At 40.2% G+C, this 24,349-nt stretch carries 27 protein-coding genes and 1 pseudogene; 27 read left to right on the top strand and 1 reads right to left on the bottom strand.

Annotation, left to right across the window (positions count from 1 at the left end):
- Nucleotide 1: 1 nt before the first annotated feature.
- A complete protein-coding gene (locus F9B91_RS10515; RefSeq protein WP_150923262.1) occupies nt 2-859 on the bottom strand; it encodes a DUF975 family protein in 858 nt (285 codons plus the stop codon).
- A 116-nt stretch (nt 860-975) separates the two neighbouring features.
- Here F9B91_RS10515 and tgt point away from each other — a divergent pair, with 116 nt between their 5' ends.
- The 27 genes and pseudogenes from tgt to ulaG all read left to right on the top strand — a co-directional run bounded on the left by tgt (nt 976) and on the right by ulaG (nt 24,288).
- On the top strand, nt 976-2,118 hold the full coding sequence (gene tgt, locus F9B91_RS10510) for a tRNA guanosine(34) transglycosylase Tgt (protein ID WP_001285237.1): 1,143 nt from the start codon (nt 976-978) through the stop codon (nt 2,116-2,118).
- Nucleotides 2,119-2,218: 100 nt separating this feature from the next.
- On the top strand, nt 2,219-4,036 hold the full coding sequence (locus F9B91_RS10505) for an acyltransferase family protein (protein WP_150923261.1): 1,818 nt from the start codon (nt 2,219-2,221) through the stop codon (nt 4,034-4,036).
- Between the two features lie 151 nt (nt 4,037-4,187).
- Nucleotides 4,188-5,339, top strand: coding sequence for an N-acetylglucosamine-6-phosphate deacetylase (gene nagA / locus F9B91_RS10500; RefSeq protein ID WP_001134549.1), 1,152 nt, complete (start codon nt 4,188-4,190; stop codon nt 5,337-5,339).
- Nucleotides 5,340-5,501: 162 nt separating this feature from the next.
- Nucleotides 5,502-6,560, top strand: coding sequence for a zinc-dependent alcohol dehydrogenase family protein (locus F9B91_RS10495; protein ID WP_150923260.1), 1,059 nt, complete (start codon nt 5,502-5,504; stop codon nt 6,558-6,560).
- Between the two features lie 151 nt (nt 6,561-6,711).
- Complete coding sequence (locus F9B91_RS10490) at nt 6,712-7,077, top strand: DUF1033 family protein (protein WP_045606653.1); 366 nt, start codon at nt 6,712-6,714, stop codon at nt 7,075-7,077.
- Nucleotides 7,078-7,153: 76 nt separating this feature from the next.
- The gene (gene comGA / locus F9B91_RS10485; RefSeq protein WP_150923259.1) at nt 7,154-8,095 is read left to right on the top strand and encodes a competence type IV pilus ATPase ComGA; all 942 of its coding nucleotides are present in this window, start codon (nt 7,154-7,156) and stop codon (nt 8,093-8,095) included.
- Entirely contained in the window at nt 8,043-9,059 is a 1,017-nt protein-coding gene (gene comGB / locus F9B91_RS10480; RefSeq protein ID WP_150923258.1) for a competence type IV pilus assembly protein ComGB, read from the top strand. The genes comGA and comGB overlap by 53 nt, the downstream gene beginning before the upstream one ends.
- Before the next feature lies 1 nt (nt 9,060).
- Complete coding sequence (gene comGC, locus F9B91_RS10475; protein ID WP_150923257.1) at nt 9,061-9,384, top strand: comG operon protein ComGC; 324 nt, start codon at nt 9,061-9,063, stop codon at nt 9,382-9,384.
- Nucleotides 9,347-9,781, top strand: a complete 435-nt coding sequence (comGD, locus tag F9B91_RS10470) for a competence type IV pilus minor pilin ComGD (RefSeq protein WP_191962449.1) — start codon at nt 9,347-9,349, stop codon at nt 9,779-9,781. Before comGC ends, comGD begins: the two co-directional genes overlap by 38 nt.
- Complete coding sequence (gene comGE / locus F9B91_RS10465; protein ID WP_153199764.1) at nt 9,744-10,046, top strand: competence type IV pilus minor pilin ComGE; 303 nt, start codon at nt 9,744-9,746, stop codon at nt 10,044-10,046. The genes comGD and comGE overlap by 38 nt, the downstream gene beginning before the upstream one ends.
- Nucleotides 10,009-10,470 carry a competence type IV pilus minor pilin ComGF gene (gene comGF / locus F9B91_RS10460; protein ID WP_150923255.1) on the top strand — a complete coding sequence of 154 codons (462 nt, stop codon included), beginning with the start codon at nt 10,009-10,011 and terminating at the stop codon, nt 10,468-10,470. Before comGE ends, comGF begins: the two co-directional genes overlap by 38 nt.
- On the top strand, nt 10,448-10,861 hold the full coding sequence (gene comGG, locus F9B91_RS10455) for a competence type IV pilus minor pilin ComGG (protein WP_150923254.1): 414 nt from the start codon (nt 10,448-10,450) through the stop codon (nt 10,859-10,861). The genes comGF and comGG overlap by 23 nt, the downstream gene beginning before the upstream one ends.
- 32 nt (nt 10,862-10,893) lie before the next feature.
- Entirely contained in the window at nt 10,894-11,481 is a 588-nt protein-coding gene (locus tag F9B91_RS10450; protein ID WP_142360035.1) for a class I SAM-dependent methyltransferase, read from the top strand.
- 60 nt (nt 11,482-11,541) lie between these two features.
- The gene (locus F9B91_RS10445) at nt 11,542-12,495 is read left to right on the top strand and encodes a class I SAM-dependent methyltransferase (protein ID WP_150923253.1); all 954 of its coding nucleotides are present in this window, start codon (nt 11,542-11,544) and stop codon (nt 12,493-12,495) included.
- Nucleotides 12,496-12,545: 50 nt separating this feature from the next.
- Entirely contained in the window at nt 12,546-13,736 is a 1,191-nt protein-coding gene (locus F9B91_RS10440) for an acetate kinase (RefSeq protein ID WP_024056735.1), read from the top strand.
- Nucleotides 13,737-13,885: 149 nt separating this feature from the next.
- Nucleotides 13,886-14,257, top strand: a complete 372-nt coding sequence (gene rnpA / locus F9B91_RS10435) for a ribonuclease P protein component (protein ID WP_150923252.1) — start codon at nt 13,886-13,888, stop codon at nt 14,255-14,257.
- A complete protein-coding gene (locus F9B91_RS10430; protein WP_225306628.1) occupies nt 14,232-15,056 on the top strand; it encodes a membrane protein insertase YidC in 825 nt (274 codons plus the stop codon). Before rnpA ends, F9B91_RS10430 begins: the two co-directional genes overlap by 26 nt.
- A 17-nt stretch (nt 15,057-15,073) precedes the next feature.
- Nucleotides 15,074-16,063: an RNA-binding cell elongation regulator Jag/EloR gene (gene jag / locus F9B91_RS10425; RefSeq protein WP_150923250.1), complete on the top strand. Its 990-nt coding sequence runs from the start codon at nt 15,074-15,076 to the stop codon at nt 16,061-16,063.
- 50 nt (nt 16,064-16,113) lie between these two features.
- A complete protein-coding gene (locus tag F9B91_RS10420) occupies nt 16,114-16,737 on the top strand; it encodes a hypothetical protein (protein ID WP_000932629.1) in 624 nt (207 codons plus the stop codon).
- A gap of 130 nt (nt 16,738-16,867) precedes the next feature.
- Nucleotides 16,868-18,325 (top strand): PTS ascorbate transporter subunit IIC, encoded by a 1,458-nt coding sequence (locus F9B91_RS10415; RefSeq protein ID WP_150923249.1) that lies wholly within the window; start codon nt 16,868-16,870, stop codon nt 18,323-18,325.
- A gap of 22 nt (nt 18,326-18,347) precedes the next feature.
- Nucleotides 18,348-18,629, top strand: a complete 282-nt coding sequence (locus F9B91_RS10410) for a PTS sugar transporter subunit IIB (protein WP_150923248.1) — start codon at nt 18,348-18,350, stop codon at nt 18,627-18,629.
- A gap of 47 nt (nt 18,630-18,676) precedes the next feature.
- Entirely contained in the window at nt 18,677-19,162 is a 486-nt protein-coding gene (locus F9B91_RS10405) for a PTS sugar transporter subunit IIA (RefSeq protein ID WP_150923247.1), read from the top strand.
- A 16-nt stretch (nt 19,163-19,178) separates the two neighbouring features.
- Nucleotides 19,179-19,844: a 3-keto-L-gulonate-6-phosphate decarboxylase UlaD gene (locus F9B91_RS10400; RefSeq protein ID WP_150923246.1), complete on the top strand. Its 666-nt coding sequence runs from the start codon at nt 19,179-19,181 to the stop codon at nt 19,842-19,844.
- Nucleotides 19,845-19,847: 3 nt separating this feature from the next.
- Nucleotides 19,848-20,711 (top strand): L-ribulose-5-phosphate 3-epimerase, encoded by an 864-nt coding sequence (locus F9B91_RS10395; RefSeq protein ID WP_150923245.1) that lies wholly within the window; start codon nt 19,848-19,850, stop codon nt 20,709-20,711.
- A gap of 1 nt (nt 20,712) precedes the next feature.
- Nucleotides 20,713-21,420, top strand: coding sequence for an L-ribulose-5-phosphate 4-epimerase (locus tag F9B91_RS10390; RefSeq protein WP_049540484.1), 708 nt, complete (start codon nt 20,713-20,715; stop codon nt 21,418-21,420).
- Between the two features lie 166 nt (nt 21,421-21,586).
- Nucleotides 21,587-23,085: pseudogene (locus F9B91_RS10385) on the top strand (BglG family transcription antiterminator).
- Between the two features lie 111 nt (nt 23,086-23,196).
- Nucleotides 23,197-24,288 (top strand): L-ascorbate 6-phosphate lactonase, encoded by a 1,092-nt coding sequence (gene ulaG, locus F9B91_RS10380; RefSeq protein WP_049540481.1) that lies wholly within the window; start codon nt 23,197-23,199, stop codon nt 24,286-24,288.
- The last annotated feature ends 61 nt before the right edge of the window (nt 24,289-24,349 follow it).

Raw genomic sequence — 24,349 nt, 5'->3', positions numbered from 1 at the left:
TTCAAGCTTTTGGACGTTTTCGAGCCAATACTGCTCGGTAAAAAATCATTTTATTGATTTGAATGTAGGGTAGGAGTGAGAAACTAGCAATCCCAAAGGTAATCCAATTGAGGAAATACCAAGGAAGGAGTTGTAAGTCTAGGACAAAGCGCTGAAATTTGTAACCTTTCATTAAGAAACGGCTGGTTTTAAGGATTTGTCCTGGTTTGGCTTGTCCTAAATCTAGGGTGTCACAGAGGAGAAATTCTACCTGAGAATAGGCATAGTATTGTGGAATATAGAGACTATTTCCGACAACCATCAAGAGGATACTTGCTAGAAAGTAAAGACCAAAGGTCATGAGGAAACGCTCGGTTTCAATTGACGTGAGATCCAGATTAGGAAATTCAGGATGGATTGCAACGAATTTCTTTGCAAGAAAGCTACTGTAAAAAAGGAAGTAAATTCCAAGCAAACTAGGAATGCTCCATAAGAAGAGATAGAAGCGTTTGAGAAGGAGAGTCAAAAAGGTTTGTGAAAAGCGCTCTTCGTTAAAGAGAGTGAGACTATTTTTGACTGATAGTTCTGTATCTTGATTCTTGATGAGTTTCAGAGTTGTATAAACTGAACTGGTTAGAAGTATTGTTCCGATAAAGGAGACTAATAGAGGAAAAAGGTAGGCTTGGAATACATGGCCAAACACGCTTAAAAAGGGTTGTTCTAAAACACTCTCGTTGATGCGTTCTAAGGGATTGAGGAAGCCAGACAAGATGAGCAGTATGCTAGGTAAGAGATAGACGAGAAAGAGGCGGGGATTTTCAGCCTGAAATTGTCTGGCTTGCAGACGAATGGTTTTTAAATCAATTTTTGGGTATTTCATTCTCTCATTATACCATAGTTCGTGACAGTTCCTACTTTTTTTGATAAAATCATACAGTATGCCCTTGGGCACAAAGTATGAACTGGGACTGTCTTTCCCAGCTTCGGAGGTAAAAAATGTCAGATTCACCAATCAAATATCGTTTGATTAAGAAAGAAAAACACACAGGAGCTCGTTTGGGAGAAATCATCACTCCCCACGGCACCTTCCCGACACCTATGTTTATGCCAGTTGGGACACAAGCCACTGTCAAAACTCAGTCGCCAGAAGAATTGAAGGAAATGGGTTCAGGAATTATCCTGTCAAACACTTATCATCTCTGGCTGCGTCCTGGAGATGAACTCATTGCACGCGCAGGTGGTCTCCACAAGTTCATGAATTGGGACCAGCCTATCTTGACAGATAGTGGTGGTTTTCAGGTTTATTCCTTAGCAGATAGCCGTAATATCACAGAAGAAGGAGTAACCTTTAAAAACCATCTCAATGGTTCTAAGATGTTCTTGTCCCCAGAAAAAGCCATCTCTATTCAGAATAATCTGGGCTCAGACATCATGATGTCCTTTGACGAATGTCCTCAGTTTTATCAACCTTACGATTACGTTAAGAAATCAATCGAGCGTACCAGTCGTTGGGCTGAGCGTGGTTTGAAGGCTCACCGTCGTCCGCATGACCAAGGGTTATTTGGGATTGTGCAGGGGGCAGGATTTGAAGACCTTCGCCGCCAATCGGCTCATGACCTTGTCAGCATGGATTTCCCAGGCTACTCTATCGGTGGTTTGGCAGTGGGAGAAACCCACGAAGAGATGAATGCGGTCTTGGACTTTACAACTCAACTGCTGCCTGAAAATAAACCTCGTTATTTGATGGGTGTGGGAGCGCCAGATAGCTTGATTGATGGGGTGATTCGTGGGGTGGATATGTTTGACTGTGTCTTGCCGACTCGAATCGCTCGTAATGGGACTTGTATGACCAGTCAGGGACGTTTGGTTGTCAAAAATGCCCAGTTTGCTGAGGACTTTACGCCACTGGATCCTGAGTGTGATTGCTACACATGTAAGAACTATACACGCGCTTATCTTCGTCACCTGCTCAAAGCTGATGAAACCTTTGGTATCCGCTTGACTAGCTATCACAATCTTTACTTCTTGCTTAATCTGATGAAGCAAGTACGACAAGCTATTATGGATGACAATCTCTTGGAGTTCCGTGAGTACTTTGTGGAAAAATATGGCTATAATAAGTCAGGACGCAATTTCTAAAACGAAATTGATATAAGCTAAAAATCCTAAGTTTTCTCTTGGGATTTTTCTTCTTTTTTTGATAGAATAAAGTGTATGATGAAAGGGAGAATAAACTCGTATGCGTATTAAATGGTTTTCCTTGATTAGGATTACAGGTTTACTTTTGGTACTCTTGTATCATTTCTTTCAGACGATCTTTCCTGGAGGATTTTTCGGGGTAGATGTCTTTTTTACATTTTCAGGTTTCCTGATTACAGCTCTACTCATCGAAGAATTTTCTAAAAAGCATGAGATTGATTTGATAGGATTTTTTAGAAGACGCTTTTATCGGATTGTGCCACCTGTGGTTTTGATGGTCTTGGTAACCATGCCCTTTACCTTTCTAGTTCGGCAAGATTATGTGGCTGGAATTGGGGGTCAGATTGCGGGTGTCTTAGGCTTCATGACCAACTTCTATGAAATCCTAACAGGTGGGAGTTATGAATCTCAGTTCATTCCTCATTTGTTTGTTCATAATTGGAGCTTGGCTGTTGAGGTTCACTACTATATCCTCTGGGGATTGGCAGTTTGGTTCTTATCTAAACAGTCCAGATCAAATGGTCAGTTGAGAGGAATGGTCTTTCTCTTATCTGCTGTTGCCTTCTTGATCAGCTTCTTCTCCATGTTTATTGGTAGTTTTCTAGTAACCTCTTATTCCTCTGTTTACTTCTCCAGTTTAACTCATGTCTATCCATTCTTTTTGGGAAGTGTGTTAGCAACTATCGTAGGCGTTCGTCAGACGACTTCCCTAGTTAAGCAATTGGATAAAATCTGGGATTTACGCAAGACCCTTTTAGTTTTTGGGGGAGGTTTTGGCTTCTTACTCATTTTGACCTTCTTTGTCAAATTTACCTATCTCTTTGCCTATCTTATGGGCTTCTTGCTTGCCAGCCTTGCAGCCATTGCTATGATTCTGGCGGCGCGTGTCTTACATGAAAAGACTCCTCATATACAGGAACCAAAGATTATTAGCTTTTTAGCAGATACTAGCTATGCAGTTTATCTCTTCCATTGGCCTTTCTATATCATTTTTTCACAGTTGACATCAAATCTTCTTGCTGTGTTATTAACTTTGATTTTTTCTTATGGATTCGCCAGCCTATCATTTTATGTGTTGGAACCTTGGATTGCAGGAAAGAACACACCTGTTTTACAAACCCTTCGTCCTCTTCCTCATATTCACACAATCCTTGCAGCAAGTACAGGAATCTTGGCCTTCATTGTCTTCTTAGTAACTCTGTTGGCACCACAAGTGGGAGCTTTTGAGACAGACTTAACTGTCAATGGCTTGAAGCAAGCTGCAACAAATATTAACCAGACCAAGGTAATGACAGAACGAGCAGAAGCTGATAGTTTAGGAATTGCTGATGGCACTATGTTAATTGGTGACTCGGTGGCTTTAAGGGCAAATACAGCTCTACAGACAGCTCTTCCTGGAGCACAGATTAATGCGCAGGTCAGCAGAACAACCAAGACTGCCAATGAAATCATGCTAAACAATAGCCAGAATAAATTTTTACCTAAGATGGTGGTTATTGCTACTGGGGTAAATAATCCTGAAAATTACAAGGAAGACTGGGATAGTATCGTGAAAAATCTTCCAAAGGGGCACCATATGATTTTGGTGACACCTTATGAAGGAGATAAAACAAAAGAAACCTATGCAATCGTCGAGAAGGCTGCTGCCTACATGAGAGAATTGGCAGAGAAGACTCCTTATATCACGATAGCCGATTGGAATCAAGCTGCTAAGGAACATCCAGAAATTTGGACTGGAACAGACCAAGTCCATTTTGGAAGTGACAATAGTAAAATTGAAGCCGGAGCTAAATTGTATGCAGATACCATTGCTACAGCCTTGCAAACAGCTCAAGACAAGCCAGTCAAATCAAAATAACTTGTATTTAAAAGAAAAGAGTTGGAGAAATCCAGCTCTTTTAAAATATCTCTAGAAAATAGGTCTATACCATTTACAAATGAATCAGAAAAGTTTATAATGTAATTGACATAATAAATATCAAAAGTAATCTTTTAAGGAGGTCATTATTATGCCTAATTACGTTAAAGCGGATCAGTTTTTCTATCCATTTGGCATTCGTCGCGGTGGGTACTTAGAACTTGTTGATGGCAAATTTGGGAAACATGTGGATCAAATTCCTGAAGGAGCAGAGGTTCTTGACTATACTGGTTATAGCATTGCACCAGGTCTTGTGGATACTCATATTCATGGATATGCAGGTGTGGATGTGATGGACAACAATATTGAAGGTACATTGCATACTATGAGTGAAGGACTTCTTAGTACCGGTGTTACCAGTTTCTTGCCCACAACTTTAACAGCCACTTATGAGCAATTGCTTGCAGTCACTGAAAATCTTGGAAACCATTATAAAGAAGCAACAGGTGCTAAGATTCGTGGGATTTATTATGAAGGTCCATATTTCACAGAAACTTTTAAGGGAGCACAAAATCCAACTTATATGAGAGACCCGGGTGTTGAGGAGTTTCATTCTTGGCAAGATGCTGCAAAAGGGATGCTAAATAAAATCGCTATTGCACCAGAACGTGATGGGGTGGAAGATTTTGTGCGTACTATTACAGGTGAAGGTGTGACAGTTGCACTTGGACACTCAGATGCGACATTTGAACAAGCTAAGAAGGCAGTTGATGCTGGAGCTAGTGTATGGGTACATGCCTATAATGGGATGCGTGGTTTAACACACCGCGAACTAGGTATGGTAGGAGCTATGTATGAGCTCCCACATACTTACGCAGAATTGATCTGTGATGGTTATCACGTAGATCCAAAAGCTTGTGAGATTTTACTTAAGCAAAAGGGGACAGAAAACATCGCTCTTATTACGGACTGTATGACAGCTGGTGGGCTTGAAGACGGTGACTATATGTTGGGAGAATTCCCTGTTGTAGTAGCAAATGGAACTGCTCGCCTCAAATCTACAGGAAATTTGGCAGGTTCTATCCTCAAACTTAAAGATGGTATGAGAAATGTAGTCGAGTGGGGTATTGCGAATCCGCATGAAGCAGTCATGATGGCCAGCCTCAACCCAGCTAAATCTGTCCATATCGATGATGTTTGTGGTCAAATCCGTGAAGGTTATGACGCGGACTTTATCGTACTAGATAAAGATTTGGAATTGGTAGCAACCTATCTAGATGGTGTGAAACGTTATCAAGCATAAGAGAGAAAGCAGAAGTTAGTGACTAGCTTCTGCTTTTTTATCTATATTGCTTTACCGGTAAATAAAAAAGTTAAAAAAATCACAAAAAAACTTGAAGAAACAAACGAAAAGGCTTACAATTATATTATAAATAGTACAAATAAAAAAACGGAGGAATGCTTTATGAAAGCCTATACTTATGTTAAACCAGGACTTGCTTCTTTTGTTGATGTAGACAAACCAGTGATTCGCAAGCCAACAGACGCTATTGTGCGTATCGTAAAAACCACTATTTGTGGAACAGACCTCCATATTATCAAAGGGGATGTTCCTGCTTGCCAAAGTGGTACCATTCTTGGTCACGAAGGGATTGGGATAGTTGAAGAAGTTGGAGAAGGAGTTTCTAACTTCAAAAAAGGCGACAAGGTCTTGATTTCTTGTGTCTGTGCCTGTGGTAAATGCTACTACTGTAAAAAAGGAATTTATGCCCACTGTGAAGACGAGGGGGGCTGGATTTTCGGTCACTTGATTGACGGTATGCAGGCTGAATATCTACGTGTCCCTCATGCAGATAATACTCTTTATCATACTCCAGAAGACTTGTCAGATGAAGCCTTGGTTATGCTATCAGACATTTTGCCTACTGGGTATGAAATTGGTGTCTTGAAAGGGAAAGTGGAGCCTGGTTGTAGTGTAGCCATTATTGGTTCAGGACCTGTTGGATTGGCTGCACTTTTGACAGCTCAGTTCTACTCACCAGCCAAATTGATTATGGTGGACTTAGACGATAACCGCTTGGAAACTGCTTTATCATTTGGTGCGACTCACAAGGTTAATTCTTCAGACCCTGAAAAAGCGATTAAAGAAATTTATGATTTGACAGATGGTCGTGGTGTAGATGTTGCGATCGAAGCTGTTGGTATTCCTGCAACATTTGATTTCTGTCAAAAGATTATCGGTGTAGACGGAACAGTAGCCAACTGTGGTGTGCATGGTAAACCAGTTGAGTTTGAGTTGGATAGACTTTGGATCCGCAATATCAATATCACTACTGGTTTAGTATCTACAAATACAACACCTCAGTTGTTGAAAGCTCTTGAAACTCATAAGATTGAACCAGAAAAATTGGTAACTCACTATTTCAAACTTAGTGAAATTGAAAAAGCCTATGAAGTTTTCAGTAAGGCAGCAGACCACCATGCAATTAAGGTCATCATTGAAAACGATATTTCAGAAGCTTAAGTAGTAAAAACATTTTGGAACATAAGCAAATATAAATTCAGTCATTTATCAGATGGCTGAATTTTTTATCTGAAAAATAAGAAATGAGCATATTTCTTTTCTTGTTTAATGGAATTGGTTATAATATACGATACAAAGGAATTGAATGAATATGTATCGTGTTATAGAAATGTATGGAGATTTTGAACCATGGTGGTTCTTAGAAGGTTGGGAAGAAGATATTGTAGCTAGTAAGAAATTTGACCAGTATTATGATGCTCTCAAATACTACAAAACTTGCTGGTTTAAATTGGAACAAGAATCCCCTCTTTATAAAAGCAGAAGTGACTTGATGACCATTTTTTGGGATCCAGAAGACCAACGTTGGTGTGATGAATGTGATGAGTATTTACAACAATACCATTCTTTGGCTCTTTTGCAGGATGAACAGGTTATTCCGGATGAAAAACTACGCCCAGGCTATGAAAAACAAACAGGTAAGGAAAGGCACCGTTCTTGCCGTATGAAATTAAAATAGAGAAAAAGTAACTTTTTTGAGTTGCTTTTTTTATTTTTTTCAAATCTTTGCGAATAGTATAGGTGAGGAGGTAAGTATGGTTCAAGAAATTGCACAAGAAATCATTCGTTCAGCTCGGAAAAAAGGAGCGCAAGATATTTATTTTGTTCCTAAGTTAGATGCCTATGAGCTTCATATGAGGGTAGGAGACGAGCGCTGTAAAATCGGTTGTTATGACTTCGAAAAATTTGCGGCCGTCATCAGTCATTTCAAGTTTGTGGCAGGTATGAATGTGGGAGAAAAGCGACGTAGTCAGCTTGGTTCCTGTGATTATGAATATGACCAGAAGATGGCGTCCCTACGTTTATCTACTGTAGGCGATTATCGAGGGCATGAGAGTTTAGTTATTCGCTTGTTGCACGATGAGGAGCAGGAGTTGCATTTTTGGTTTCAGGATATTGATGAATTGGGCAAGCAGTACAGGCAACGTGGTCTCTATCTCTTTGCTGGTCCAGTCGGAAGTGGCAAGACGACCTTGATGCATGAATTAGCCAAGTCCCTCTTTAAAGGACAGCAAGTCATGTCCATAGAAGATCCTGTCGAAATCAAGCAGGACGACATGCTCCAGTTGCAGTTGAACGAAACAATCGGGTTGACGTATGAAAATCTCATCAAGCTTTCCCTACGGCACCGACCAGATCTCTTGATTATCGGAGAAATTCGTGACAGCGAAACGGCGCGTGCAGTGGTCAGAGCTAGTTTGACAGGTGCGACAGTCTTTTCAACCATTCACGCCAAGAGTGTTCGAGGTGTTTATGAGCGCCTGCTGGAGTTGGGTGTGAGTGAGGAGGAATTAGCAGTCGTTCTGCAAGGTGTCTGCTACCAGAGATTAATCGGGGGAGGAGGAATCGTTGACTTTGCAAACAAAGACTATCAAGAACACCAGCCAACTAGCTGGAATGAACAGATTGACCAGCTTCTTAAAGATGGACATATCACAAGTCTTCAGGCTGAAACGGAAAAAATTAGCTACAGCTAAGCAAAAAAATATCATCACCCTGTTTAACAATCTCTTTTCCAGTGGTTTTCATCTGGTGGAGACTATCTCCTTTTTAGATAGGAGTGCCTTGTTGGACAAGCAGTGTGTGACCCAGATGCGCACGGGCTTGTCCCAAGGGAAATCATTCTCAGAAATGATGGAAGGTTTGGGTTTTTCAAGTACTATTGTGACCCAGTTATCCCTAGCTGAAGTTCACGGAAATCTCCACCTGAGTTTGGGAAAGATAGAAGAATATCTAGACAATCTTACCAAGGTCAAGAAAAAATTAATTGAAGTAGCGACCTATCCCTTGATTTTACTAGGTTTTCTTCTCTTAATCATGCTGGGACTACGTAACTACCTACTACCACAACTGGATAGTAGCAATATTGCCACCCAAATCATTGGTAATCTGCCACAAATTTTTCTAGGAATGGTGGGGTTTGTTTCCATACTTGCCCTTTTAGCACTAACTTTCTATAAAAGAAGTTCCAAAATGCGTGTCTTTTCTATCTTAGCGCGTCTTCCCTTCCTTGGAATCTTTGTTCAGACTTATTTGACAGCTTATTATGCGCGTGAATGGGGGAATATGATTTCTCAAGGGATGGAGTTGACGCAGATTTTTCAAATGATGCAGGAACAAGGTTCCCAACTCTTTAAAGAAATCGGTCAAGATCTAGCTCAAGCCCTACAAAATGGTCGCGAATTTTCTCAAACCATAGCAACCTATCCTTTCTTTAAGAAAGAGTTGAGTCTTATTATCGAGTATGGTGAAGTCAAGTCCAAGCTGGGGAGTGAGTTGGAAATCTATGCTGAAAAAACTTGGGAAGCCTTTTTTACCCGAGTTAACCGCACCATGAATTTGGTGCAGCCACTGGTTTTTATCTTTGTGGCCCTGATTATCGTTTTACTTTATGCGGCAATGCTCATGCCCATGTATCAAAATATGGAGGTAAATTTTTAAAATGAAAAAAATGATGACATTCTTGAAAAAAGCGAAAGTGAAGGCTTTTACACTTGTGGAAATGTTGGTGGTCTTGCTCATCATCAGCGTGCTTCTCTTACTCTTTGTACCTAATCTGACCAAGCAAAAAGAGGCGGTCAATGACAAAGGAAAAGCTGCTGTTGTTAAGGTTGTGGAAAGCCAGGCAGAGCTTTATAGCTTAGATAAAAATGAAGATGCTAGCCTAAGTAAGTTACAAGCAGATGGGCGAATCACAGAAGAACAGGCTAAAGCTTATAAAGAATACCATGCTAAACAAAAAACCAGTCAAACCGTTGCAGATTAAGGCCTTTACCATGCTGGAAAGCCTCTTGGTTTTGGGACTTGTGAGTATCCTTGCCTTGAGCTTGTCCGGCTCTGTCCAGTCCACTTTTGCGGCGGTAGAGGAGCAGATTTTCTTTATGGAGTTTGAAGAACTCTATCGGGAAACTCAAAAACGCAGTGTAGCTAGTCAGCAAAAGACTAGTCTAAACTTAGATGGGCACACAATCAGTAATGACAGTCAAAAGTTGACAGTTCCTAAAGGAATTCAGGCACCATCAGGACAAAGTATTACATTTGACCGAGCTGGGGGAAATTCGTCCCTGGCTAAGGTTGAATTTCAGACCAGTAAAGGAACGATTCGCTATCAGTTATATCTAGGAAATGGAAAAATTAAACGCATTAAGGAAACAAAAAATTAGGGCAGTGATTTTACTGGAAGCAGTAGTTGCTTTAGCTATCTTTGCTAGCATTGCAACCCTCCTTTTGGGACAAATTCAGAAAAATAGGCAGGAAGAAGCAAGAATCTTGCAAAAGGAAGAAGTTTTGAGGGTAGCTAAGATGGCCTTGCAGACAGGTCAAAATCAGGTAAACATCAACGGAGTTAAGATTCAGGTGTTTTCTAGTGAAAAGGGATTGGAGGTTTATCATGGTTCAGAACAGTTGTTGGCTATCAAAGAGCCATAAGGTCAAGGCTTTCACCTTGTTGGAATCCCTGATTGCCCTTATTGTTATCAGTGGGAGCCTACTCCTCTTTCAAGCCATGAGTCAGCTCCTCATTTCAGAAGTTCGCTACCAGCAGCAAAGCGAGCAAAAGGAGTGGCTCCTGTTTGTGGACCAGTTGGAGGCAGAATTAGACCGTTCGCAGTTCGAAAAAGTAGAAGGTAATCGCATTTATATGAAGCAGGATGGCAAGGATATCTCTATTGGTAAGTTAAAATCGGATGATTTTCGGAAAACTGATGCCAGTGGACGAGGTTATCAGCCTATGGTTTATGGACTCAAATCTGCACAGATTACAGAGGACAATCAACTGGTTCGCTTTCGTTTTCAATTTCAAAAAGGCTTAGAAAGGGAGTTCATCTATCGTGTGGAAAAAGAAAAAAGTTAAGGCAGGTGTTCTCCTCTATGCAGTCACCGTAGCAGCCATCTTTAGTCTTTTGTTACAATTTTACTTGAACCGACAAGTCGCCCATTATCAAGACTATGCTTTAAATAAAGAAAAGTTGGTTGCTTTTGCTATGGCCAAGCGAACCAAGGATAAGGTTGAGCAAGAAAGTGGGGAACAGGCCTTTAATCTGGGTCAGGTGAGCTATCAAAACAAGAAAACAAGCTTAATGACGACGGTTCATACGCCTAAGAGTCAATATGAATTCATCTTCCCTTCCGTCAAAATCAAAGAAGAGAAAACGGATAAAAAGGAAGAGGTAGCGACTAGTTCAAGTGAAGAAGCGGAGAAGAAAAAATCAGAAGAGAAGCCTGAAAAGAAAGAGAATTCCTAGCCAACCAAGCTACTTTGTGCTAAACTAAAAATATGAAACATGATTTTAACCATAAAGCAGAAACTTTTGATTCCCCTAAAAACATTTTCCTTGCAAACTTGGTTTGTCAAGCAGTCGAGAAACAGATTGATCTTCTATCAGACAAAGAAATTTTGGATTTCGGTGGAGGGACGGGTCTACTATCCTTACCCCTAGCCAAGCAGGCCAAGTCTGTAACATTGGTGGATATTTCGGAGAAAATGATGGAGCAAGCTCGTTTGAAAGCGGAGCAGCAAGACATCAAGAATATCCAGTTTTTGGAGCAAGATTTACTGGAAAGACCCTTGGAGAAAGAGTTTGATCTCATTGTTGTTTGTCGTGTTCTTCATCATATGCCTGATTTGGATGCGGCTCTCTCACTGTTTCATCAACATCTGAGAGAAAACGGACAACTTTTACTTGCTGATTTTACCAAGACAGAAGCTAACCATCACGGATTTGAATTGGTTGAACTAGAAAACAGGCTAATTCAGCACGGTTTTTCATCTGTGCATAGTCAGATTCTCTATAGCGCTGAAGACCTGTTTCAAGGAAATTACTCAGAACTCTTTTTAACAGTAGCCCAAAAATCACTCGCCTAGTCAGGGAGTGATTTTTCTATAAGGATGGAAAAAAGAAGGGAAATTTGATAAGATAGGAATATGGATTTTGAAAAAATTGAACAAGCTTATACGTATTTACTAGAGAATGTCCAAGTCATTCAAAGTGATTTGGCGACCAACTTTTATGACGCCCTGGTGGAGCAAAACAGCATCTATTTGGATGGTGAGACTGAGTTAGAGCAGGTCAAGGAGAACAATCAGGCCCTTAAGCGTTTAGCACTACGCAAAGAAGAATGGCTCAAGACCTACCAGTTTCTCTTGATGAAGGCTGGACAAACAGAACCCTTGCAGGCCAATCACCAGTTTACACCGGATGCTATTGCTTTGCTTTTAGTGTTTATTGTGGAAGAGTTGTTTACAGAGAAGGAAATCACTATCCTCGAAATGGGTTCTGGGATGGGAATTTTGGGCGCTACTTTCTTGACCTCGCTTGCTAAAAAAGTGGATTACTTGGGAATGGAAGTGGATGATTTGCTGATTGATTTGGCGGCTAGTATGGCAGATGTAATTGGTTTGCAGGCTGGTTTTGTCCAAGGAGATGCCGTTCGTCCACAAATGCTCAAAGAAAGCGATGTGGTCATCAGCGACTTGCCTGTTGGCTATTATCCTGATGATGCCGTTGCGTCGCGCCATCAAGTTGCTTCTAGTCAAGAACATACTTACGCCCATCACTTGCTCATGGAACAAGGACTTAAGTACCTCAAGTCAGATGGATACGCTATTTTTCTCGCTCCGAGTGATTTGTTGACCAGTCCTCAAAGTGATTTGTTGAAAGGCTGGTTGAAAGAGGAGGCAAGTCTGACTGCCATGATTAGTCTGCCTGAAAATCTCTTTGCTAATGCTAAACAATCCAAGACTATTTTTATCTTACAGAAGAAAAGTGAAATAGCAGTGGAGCCTTTTATTTATCCACTTTCTAGCTTGCAAGATGCAAGTGTTTTAATGAAATTTAAAGAAAATTTTCAAAAATGGACTCAAGGTACTGAAATATAAAATAGATTTTGTTATAATAGATGAAAACGCTTAAAAAGGGGTATCATGTTATGACAAAAACAATTGCAATCAATGCGGGAAGTTCAAGTTTGAAATGGCAACTTTATCAAATGCCAGAGGAAAAAGTTCTTGCTAAAGGTTTAATTGAACGTATCGGCTTGAAAGATTCAATTTCAACTGTAAAATTTGATGGTCGTTCTGAACAACAAATTTTGGATATTGAAAATCATACACAAGCCGTTAAAATCTTATTGGATGACTTGATTCGTTTCGATATTATCAAGGCTTATGATGAGATTACAGGTGTTGGACACCGTGTTGTTGCAGGTGGAGAATATTTCAAAGAATCAACAGTCGTTGAGGGAGATGTTTTAGAAAAAGTTGAAGAGTTGAGCTTGTTGGCTCCTCTCCACAATCCAGCCAATGCAGCAGGTGTTCGTGCCTTCAAGGAGTTGTTGCCAGACATTACCAGTGTAGTTGTTTTTGATACTTCATTCCACACAACTATGCCAGAGAAAGCTTATCGCTACCCTCTACCAACAAAATATTACACAGAAAACAAGGTTCGTAAATATGGTGCCCACGGTACAAGTCACCAGTTTGTAGCAGGAGAAGCTGCAAAACTCTTGGGTCGTCCATTAGAAGACTTGAAATTGATTACTTGCCACATCGGTAATGGTGCTTCTATTACAGCTGTTAAGGGTGGTCAATCTGTCGATACTTCAATGGGATTCACTCCACTTGGTGGTGTGATGATGGGAACTCGTACAGGAGATATTGACCCAGCTATCATTCCTTACTTAATGCAATATACAGAGGACTTTAACACGCCTGAAGATATTAGTCGAGTCCTTAATCGTGAATCAGGCCTTATGGGTGTTTCAGGCAAATCTAGTGATATGCGAGATGTGATTGCTGCTATGGAAGAAGGGGACCACGATGCCACTTTGGCTTATGAAATGTATGTTGACCGTATCCAAAAACATATCGGCCAATACCTTGCGGTCCTAAATGGAGCAGATGCTATTATCTTCACAGCAGGTATCGGTGAAAATGCTGCAAACGTACGTGAAGATGTTATTTCAGGTATCTCTTGGTTTGGTTGTGATGTTGACCCAGAAAAGAACGTCTTTGGTGTGACAGGAGACATCTCAACAGAGGCAGCGAAGATTCGTGTCTTGGTTATTCCAACAGATGAAGAGCTAGTTATTGCCCGTGACGTTGAACGCTTGAAAAAATAAGTAAAACTAGTAAAAATATTCCGTACAAGGAGTTGGGAAAGAGATTTTTCCAGCTTCTTTTTCTGATGAAATTGTGCAAAACCTTGCTATGATTGGCTTTTTTGAAAAATATGGTATAATAGTAGTAATTTAATAGATGGAGTTGAGTTTTGAAGAAAAACTTTCGTGTAAAAAGAGAGAAAGATTTTAAGGCGATTTTCAAGGAGGGAACAAGTTTTGCTAACCGCAAATTTGTTGTCTACCAACTAGAAAACCAGAAAAACCATTTTCGAGTAGGTCTATCAGTTAGCAAAAAACTTGGGAATGCCGTCACTAGAAATCAAATCAAGCGACGAATTAGGCATATTATCCAGAATGCAAAAGGGAGTCTGGTAGAAGATGTCGACTTTGTTGTCATTGCTCGAAAAGGGGTCGAAATCTTGGGATACGCAGAGATGGAGAAAAATCTACTCCACGTATTAAAATTATCAAAGATTTACCAGGAAGGAAATGGGAGTGAAAAAGAAACTACAGTTGGCTAGTTTGCTAGGACTGTCTCTATTGATAATGACAGCCTGTGCAACAAATGGGACAACTAGCGATATCACAGCCGATTCGGCTGATTTTTGGAGTAAATTTGTTTACTTCTTTGCGGAAATCATTCGCTTTTTATCGTTTGATATCAGTATCGGAGTGGGGATTATTCTCTTTACGGTCTTGATTCGTACACTGCTTTTGCCAGTCTTTCAAGTGCAAATGGTGGCTTCTAGAAAAATGCAGGAAGCTCAACCACGCATTAAGGCGCTTCGAGAACAATATCCGGGTCGAGATATGGAAAGCAGAACCAAGCTAGAGCAAGAAATGCGTAAAGTCTTTAAAGAAATGGGTGTCAGACAGTCAGATTCTCTTTGGCCGATTTTGATTCAGATGCCGGTTATCTTGGCCTTGTTCCAAGCTCTATCAAGAGTTGACTTTTTAAAGACAGGTCATTTCTTATGGATTAACCTTGGTGGTGTGGATACAACCCTTGTTCTTCCGATTTTAGCGGCAGTATTTACCTTTTTAAGTACTTGGCTGTCTAATAAAGCCTTGTCTGAGCGTAATGGCGCTACGACTGCGATGATGTATGGGATTCCAGTCTTAATCTTTGTCTTTGGGGTTTATGCTCCGAGCGGAGTCGCTCTCTACTGGGCAGTGTCCAATGCTTATCAAGTCTTGCAAACCTATTTCTTGAATAATCCATTCAAGATTATCGCAGAGCGGGAGGCCGTAGTACAAGCACAAAAAGATTTGGAAAATAGAAAAAGAAAAGCCAAGAAAAAGGCTCAGAAAACGAAATAATAAGGAGGAATCTGGTAATGGTAGTATTTACAGGTTCAACTGTTGAAGAAGCAATCCAGAAAGGATTGGAAGAATTAAATATTCCAAGGATGAAAGCTCACATCAAAGTCATTTCTCGTGAAAAAAATGGATTTCTTGGTTTATTTGGTAAAAAACCAGCCCAGGTTGATATTGAAGCTATTAGTGAAACAACTGTCATTAAAGCAAATCAACAAGCTATAAAGGGTGTTCCTAAAGAAGTCAATGAAAAAAATGAACCAGTTAAAACAGTCAGTCAAGCAACCGTTGATTTGGGGCATGTTGTAGAAGCAATTAAAAAGATTGAAGAAGAAGGCCAAGGGGTTTCTGATGAAGTCAAGGCTGAAATCTTGAAAAATGAAAAACATGCAAGCACTATCTTAGAAGAAACTGGGCATATTGAGATTTTAAATGAATTACAGCTTGAAGAAGCTGGTTTCGGAGAAGAAGTAGAAACTCCTATTGTCGAGACTCAAGCTGAACAAACTGAAAGTCAAGAATTAGAAGATCTGGGCTTAAAAGTTGAACCGAGTTTTGACATTGAACAAGTAGCTACGGAAGTCACGACTTATGTCCAAACAATCATTGATGATATGGACGTTGAGGCGACGATTTCAAATGATTATAACCGTCGTAGCATCAATTTACAAATTGATACCAATGAGCCAGGTCGTATTATCGGTTACCATGGTAAAGTTTTGAAGGCCTTACAACTATTGGCTCAAAATTATCTTTACAACCGCTATTCAAGAACCTTCTACATTACTATTAATGTCAATGATTACGTTGAACATCGTGCAGAAGTCTTGCAGACCTATGCTCAAAAATTGGCGACTCGTGTTTTAGAAGAAGGACGCAGTCATCAGACAGATCCAATGTCAAATAGCGAACGCAAGATTATCCATCGTATTATTTCACGTATGGATGGCGTGACCAGTTACTCTGAAGGTGATGAGCCAAATCGTTATGTTGTCGTAGATACAGAATAAGTAAAATCAGGGTTATCCTGATTTTTTGCTAGCTGGAGGAGATTAAATTAATGTTGAATAAGATAAGAGACTATTTAGACTTTGCTGATTTGCAGTACCGTAATCCTGATAAGGCGGGAGCAGAGCGAGAGAAAATGCTGGAATTGCGCCACAAAGGCCAAGAGGCTCGAAAGGCTTTTACAGAACTGGCTAAAGCCTTTCAAGCAAGTCATCCAGAATGGCAACTCCAACAGACTAGCCAGTGGATGAATCAGGCGCAACGTTTACGACCACATTTTTGGGTTTATCTACAGAGAGACGGACAAGTAACAGAACCTATGTTGGCTCTTCGTTTGTATGGGACATCTACTGACTTTGGAATTTCCTTAGAGGTCAGTTTCATCGAGCGTAAGAAAGATGAGCGAACTCTAGGCAAGCAGGCCAAAGTTTTAAAAGTTCCAACCGTTGAAGGTGTTTATTATCTAGTCTACTCTGATGGTCAAAGTCAACGGTGGGAGGCGAACGAAGAAAATCGTCAAATTTTAAGAAATAAACTATCCAATCAGGAAGTCCGAAAAGTGTTAGTTAAAATAGATGTCCCTATAACAGAGAATTCATCTGAAGAAGAAATCGTAGAAGCCCTACTGAAATCTTATGATAAAATTCTTCCATTTTATCTAGCTACGAGAAACTAAGCTAATCATTAAAATATCATAAATCATACAGTCCAAGAGTGAACAGTCCGCTGTGTAATTCTTGGTCTTTTTGTTTACGCTTTCAAATTATATAATAAACCTACAAAAACAATTCAAAAGGAGAACAATTATGGAAGTCATTTCAAGTGTTCTAAATTGGTTTTCTAGCAATATTTTGCAGAATCCCGCATTTTTCGTAGGTTTATTGGTGTTGATAGGATACGCACTTTTGAAAAAAACTGCCCACGACGTTTTCTCAGGGTTTGTTAAAGCAACAGTAGGGTATATGTTGCTCAATGTGGGTGCAGGTGGTTTGGTTACAACCTTCCGTCCGATCTTAGCAGCCCTTAACTACAAATTCCAAATTGGTGCAGCGGTTATCGACCCTTACTTTGGACTTGCTGCAGCAAACAACAAAATTGCAGCAGAGTTTCCAGATTTTGTTGGAACTGCAACTACAGCTCTATTGATTGGTTTCGGAATAAATATCTTGCTCGTAGCTCTTCGCAAGATCACGAAGGTAAGAACCCTCTTTATTACTGGTCACATCATGGTACAACAAGCTGCAACAGTATCTCTTATGGTTCTATTCTTAGTACCACAATTGCGCAATGCTTACGGTACAGCAGCGATTGGTATCATCTGTGGACTTTACTGGGCAGTTAGTTCAAATATGACTGTTGAGGCAACTCAACGCTTGACTGGTGGTGGCGGATTTGCGATTGGTCACCAACAGCAATTTGCAATCTGGTTTGTAGATAAAGTAGCAGGACGCTTTGGTAAGAAAGAAGAAAGTTTAGACAATCTTAAATTACCTAAGTTCCTCTCAATCTTCCACGATACAGTTGTTGCATCTGCTACCTTGATGCTCGTATTCTTCGGAGCCATTCTTTTAATCTTGGGTCCAGACATTATGTCTAATAAAGAAGTCATCACTTCAGGAACTCTATTCAATCCTGCTAAACAAGATTTCTTTATGTACATTATTCAAACAGCCTTTACCTTCTCAGTTTACTTGTTCGTTTTGATGCAAGGTGTCCGCATGTTCGTATCTGAGTTGACAAACGCCTTCCAAGGTATTTCAAACAAATTGTTGCCAGGCTCATTCCCAGCGGTTGACGTTGCAGCTTCTTATGGATTTGGTTCTCCAAACGCTGTCTTGTCAGGATTTGCCTTTGGTTTGATTGGTCAATTGATCACAATTGTCTTGCTCATCGTCTTTAAAAATCCGATTCTTATTATTACAGGATTTGTACCAGTGTTCTTTGACAATGCAGCCATTGCGGTCTACGCTGATAAACGCGGTGGATGGAAAGCGGCTGTTATCCTATCCTTCATCTCAGGTGTTCTCCAAGTTGCTTTAGGAGCTCTCTGTGTAGCTCTTCTTGATTTAGCATCTTATGGTGGTTACCATGGAAATATCGACTTTGAATTCCCATGGCTTGGATTTGGATATATCTTCAAATACCTTGGTATTGTTGGTTATGTACTTGTGTGTCTCTTCTTGCTTGTTATTCCTCAACTTCAATTTGCCAAAGCAAAAGATAAAGAGAAATATTACAACGGTGCAGTTCAAGAAGAAGCTTAGTATCTAGAAAAGGAGAAATAAAATGGTTAAAGTATTAGCAGCGTGCGGAAATGGAATGGGTTCATCAATGGTTATCAAGATGAAGGTTGAAAATGCTCTCCGTAAGCTTAATCAAACAGATTTTACAGTCAATTCATGCAGTGTTGGTGAAGCAAAAAGTTTGGCAGCAGGTTATGATATTGTAATTGCATCCCTTCATTTAATTCACGAATTGGATGGACGTACAAATGGCAAATTAATTGGCTTGGATAATTTGATGGATGATAGAGAAATTACTGAAAAGCTGAGTCTAGCACTGGAGTAGCAGATTGGGGAGGAAACATCCTCCCTTGTTTATATAAGGAGGCAAATATGAATTTAAAACAAGCATTGATTGAAAACGATTCGATTAGACTAGGATTAGAGGCTACGGACTGGAAAGAAGCAGTCAAGGTAGCGGTAGATCCCTTGATTGAAAGTGGGGCTATTTTACCAGAGTATTATGATGCAATTATTGAATCGACTGAAGAATATGGTCCCTACTATATCTTAATGCCAGGGATGGCTATGCCCCATGCTAGACCAGAGGCAGGAGTACAGCGAGACGCCTTTTCACTTATCACTTTGAAACAACCAGTTGTCTTTTCGGATGGAAAAGAAGTATCTGTCTTATTAGCTTTGGCCGCTACAAGTTCAAAGATTCACACAAGTGTAGCTATTCCACAAATTATTGCCTTATTTGAATTAGAAGATTCTATCGCACGTTTACAGGCTTGCCAGACTAAAGAAGACGTCTTGGCCATGATTGAAGAATCTAAGGATAGCCCTTATCTCGAAGGATTGGATTTGGAAAGTTAGAAAGAGGAATAAAGAGATGACAAAAAGAATACCTAATTTACAAGTTGCATTAGACCATTCAGACTTGCAAGGAGCGATTAAAGCAGCTGTTTCTGTTGGTCATGAAGTAGATATTGTTGAAGCTGGAACTGTCTGCTTGCTTCAAGTTGGAAGTGAGCTGGTTGAAGTCTTGCGAAGCCTTTTCCCAGATAAGATTATTGTGGCAGACACAAAATGTGCCGATGCTGGTGGAACAGTTGCCAAAAATAATGCCGTTCGTGGAGCAGATTGGATGACTTGTATCTGTTGTGCAACCATCCCTACTATGGAAGCAGCTCTAAAGGCTATCAAAGCTGAACGTGGAGAGCGAGGCGAAATCCAGATTGAACTTTATGGAGATTGGACTTTTGAACAAGCTCAGCTTTGGCTAGATGCTGGGATCTCGCAAGCTATCTATCACCAATCTCGTGATGCCCTTCTTGCTGGTGAAACTTGGGGCGAAAAAGATCTTAATAAGGTTAAAAAACTCATCGATATGGGCTTCCGTGTTTCTGTAACAGGTGGTCTAGATGTAGATACTCTCAAACTTTTTGAAGGTGTTGATGTCTTTACCTTTATCGCAGGTCGTGGAATTACAGAGGCTGCGGATCCAGCAGGAGCAGCGCGTGCCTTCAAGGATGAAATCAAACGAATTTGGGGGTAAACCATGGCACGTCCGATTGGAATTTACGAAAAGGCAACCCCGATACACTTTACTTGGCTAGAACGTTTAAATTTTGCTAAGGAGTTAGGCTTTGATTTTGTCGAGATGTCTATTGATGAACGTGACGAGCGTTTAGCAAGACTTGACTGGAGCAAGGAAGAACGCTTGGAAGTTGTCAAAGCTATCTATGAAACAGGTGTCCGTATTCCGTCTATCTGTTTCTCAGGTCATCGTCGCTACCCATTGGGATCAAATGATCCAGTTCTAGAGGAAAAATCTCTGGAACTCATGAAAAAATGTATCGAATTAGCCCAAGACTTGGGAGTTCGTACTATTCAATTAGCTGGTTACGACGTTTACTATGAGGAAAAGTCACCCCAGACACGCCAACGTTTTATCAAAAATTTGAGAAAAGCTTGTGACTGGGCTGAAGAAGCTCAGGTGGTACTTGCTATTGAAATTATGGATGATCCTTTCATCAATAGCATCGAAAAATACTTGGCTGTAGAAAAAGAGATTGACTCTCCCTACCTCTTTGTATACCCAGATATTGGGAATGTGTCTGCATGGCATAATGATGTATACAGTGAATTTTATCTTGGTCATCATGCCATCGCGGCTCTCCATCTCAAGGATACTTATGCAGTGACAGAAAGTTCAAAGGGCCAATTCCGAGATGTACTTTTTGGGCAAGGTTGTGTCAAATGGGAAGAAGCTTTCGATATTTTAAAGCAAACCAATTATAATGGACCTTTCCTAATCGAAATGTGGTCTGAAAATTGTGAAACGGTAGAAGAAACACGCGCAGCCATTCAAGAGGCGCAAGCTTTTCTCTATCCACTAATTAAGAAAGCAGGTTTGATGTAAGATGAATCAAGTAATTAATGCTATGCGTAAACGAGTCTGTGATGCCAATCAATCATTGCCAAAACATGGACTTGTCAAATTTACCTGGGGTAATGTATCTGAAGTCAATCGCGAACTCGGTGTCATTGTTATCAAACCATCAGGTGTAGATTATGACGAATTGACACCTGAAAACATGGTGGTGACTGACCTAGATGGTAAGGTTCTAGAAGGAGATTTAAGACCATCTTCTGACCTTCCAACTCATGTGCAGTTATATAAGGCTTGGTCAGAAATTGCTAGTGTGGTCCACACCCATTCGACAGAAGCCGTTGGTTGGGCTCAGGCTGGACGTGATATTCCTTTCTATGGAACAACCCATGCTGATTATTTCTACGGTTCAATCCCTTGCGCCCGTAGTTTGACCAAGGATGAAGTAGAAGTAGCTTATGAAAAAGATACTGGGCTGGTTATCGTAGAAGAGTTTGAACGTCGTGGTCTCAACCCTGTTGAAGTTCCAGGGATTGTCGTACGCAATCACGGTCCATTCACCTGGGGCAAAAATCCAGAGAATGCTGTTTATCACTCAGTTGTACTAGAGGAAGTATCAAAGATGAATCGTTTCACAGAACAGATTAATCCAAGGGTTGAACCTGCTCCTCAGTACATCCTAGAAAAACACTACCAACGTAAGCATGGACCAAATGCTTATTATGGTCAAAAGAAATAAGAAAATGAATTGAAAAGAGGCTGGGACCTTTCGATCCAAGCCTCGCTTTTGTAATTGTAAGTATTCATTATTAAGAGACTACTGTTGATAGTTGAAATGCGTTAGTGAATGTGATACTATTATAAAGTTGTTTTCAAGGCAGTTGATTGATAGAGGGGGATGAAATATGGTGTTAGATAAGGCGAGCTGCGACTTGCTTCAATATTTGATAAATCAAGAGACGTCCAAAACGATCATGGCCATTTCAAAAGATCTGGCTCAATCTCGAAGAAAAATCTACTATCACATTGATAAAATCAATGCTGCTCTAGGTGACGAGGCACTTCACATCATTAGTATTCCACGAATCGGTATTCATTTAACTGAAGAGCAGAGAGATGCTGGTTGTAAACTATTATCAGAAGTAGATTCGTACGATTATATCATGAGTGCGCATGAACGTATGATGATGATGTTACTGTGGATAGGTATTTCTAAAGAACGTATTACGATTGAAAAATTGATGGAGTTAACAGAGGTGTCTAGGAATACGGTTCTCAATGATTTAAATACTATTCGCTACCAACTGACCTTGGAGCAGTATCAGGTGACCTTGCAAGTTAGCAAATCGCAGGGTTATTACCTTCATGCCCATCCTCTCAACAAAATTCAGTATCTTCAATCGCTTTTATATCACATCTTTATGGAGGAAAATGCAACGTTTATTGCCATCTTAGAAGATAAGATGAAAGAGAGACTAGAGGATGAGTATTTTCTTTCTGTTGAGATGCATCAATTTTTTAAGGAACAGGTTCCCCTGGTTGAACAAGATTTAGGAAAGAAAATAAACCATCATGAAGTCACCTTTATGTTACAGGTGCTTCCTTATTTGCTGTTGAGTTGTAATAATGTGGTGCGGTATCAGGAACGGCATCAGGAGATAGAAAAAGAGTTCTCCTTGATAAGAAAACGAATTGAGTATCAAGTGTCCAAGAAATTAGAATGGAGATTGAGAACAAGGATGATTTGTTACGAAATTTGATGATCCACTGTAAGGCCTTGTTATTTAGAAAAACTTATGGTATTTTTTCTAAAAATCCTCTAACAAAACAAATTCGATCCAAGTATGGAGAATTATTTTTAGTCACTAGAAAATCTGCGGAAATTTTAGAAGGAGCATGGTTTATTCGGCTAACAGATGATGATATCGCCTATTTGACGATTCATATTGGAGGATTTTTAAAGTATACACCATCGTCTCAAAAAAATATGAAAAAAATTTATCTCGTTTGTGATGAAGGTGTCGGGGTTTCGAAACTTTTGCTGAAGCAATGTCGACTTTATCTGCCGAATGAGCAAATTGATGCCGTATTTACTACAGAACAATTTAAGAGTGTAGAAGATATTGCACAGGTTGATGTAGTGATTACCACTAATGATGATCTAGATAGCAAATTTCCTGTTTTGAAGGTCAATCCTATACTTGAAGCAGAAGATATTTTAAAAATGATAGACTATCTCAAAAACAAGGTGTTTCGCAATAATAGCAACAGTTTCAGCGAAAGTCTATCTAGTCTTATCTCGTCCTATATTGTGGATAGGCAGCTAGCCAGTAATTTTCAGGAAGAAGTACAAACACTCATCAATCAAGAACTAGTAGTTCAAGCTTTTTTAGAAGATATGTAAAGGACAGTCCAATGATGAACACAAACATGTGTTTTTCTTGGTCTTTTTTAGTGTTTTGAAGGGTGGTATACTAATCTCAAAGATAATAAATATATCCAAAGGAGATAACATATGCCAAATGTAAAAGAGATTACAAGAGAATCATGGATTTTAGCTACTTTCCCAGAGTGGGGAACATGGTTGAACGAAGAAATCGAAGAGGAAGTCGTTCCTGAAGGCAACTTTTCCATGTGGTGGCTAGGAAACTGCGGTGTATGGATTAAGACACCAGGCGGAGCCAATGTGGTTATGGACTTGTGGTCAAACCGTGGGAAATCAACTAAGAAAGTAAAAGACATGGTCTGGGGACACCAAATGGCCAATATGGCTGGTGTACGCAAACTTCAACCAAACTTGCGCGTGCAACCAATGGTTATTGACCCATTTGCAATCAATGAACTGGACTACTACTTGGTTTCTCACTTCCATAGTGACCATATTGACATCAATACAGCGGCTGCGATTGTCAACAATCCAAAACTCGACCATGTGAAATTTGTCGGACCTTACGAATGTGGTGAAATCTGGAAAAAATGGGGTGTGCCAGAAGAGCGCATCATCGTTATCAAACCGGGTGAAAGTTTTGAATTTAAAGACATTAAAGTCACAGCCGTTGAATCATTCGACCGTACTTGCTTGGTTACTTTGCCAGTCGAAGGTGCCAAAGAAAACGACGACAACTTGAAAGGTCTGCCAGTGACAGACGAAGAAATGGCTCGTAAGGCTGTCAACTACGTCTTTGAAACTCCGGGCGGAACTATTTACCACGGGGCTGATTCTCACTTCTCAAACTACTTTGCAAAACACGGAAAAGACTTTGATATTGATGTTGCCATTAACAACTACGGGGACAACCCAATCGGTATCCAAGATAAGATGACGTCTATCGATTTGCTTCGTATGGCTGAAAATCTGCGCGCCAAAGTTATCATCCCAGTTCACTACGATATTTGGTCTAACTTTATGGCTTCAACCGACGAAATCCTTGCCCTTTGGAAAATGCGTAAGGAACGCTTGCAATATCAATTCCACCCATTCATCTGGGAAGTTGGTGGCAAGTACACTTATCCGCAAGATAAGGATAGAATTGAGTACCACCACCCACGTGGATTTGACGACTGCTTCGAGCACGACTCTAATATCCAATTCAAGGCTCTGCTCTAATTATTTGAGAAGATTTGGAAGGGATTTGCCTTGCTAGTCCAAATAGATTTTCAATAGCTAT

Source organism: Streptococcus mitis, assembly GCF_008763935.1.
Taxonomy (GTDB): Bacteria; Bacillota; Bacilli; order Lactobacillales; family Streptococcaceae; genus Streptococcus; species Streptococcus mitis_DB.
Note: the sequence above shows the minus strand (reverse complement) of the source record. Positions and strands in the feature narration are given on the sequence as shown.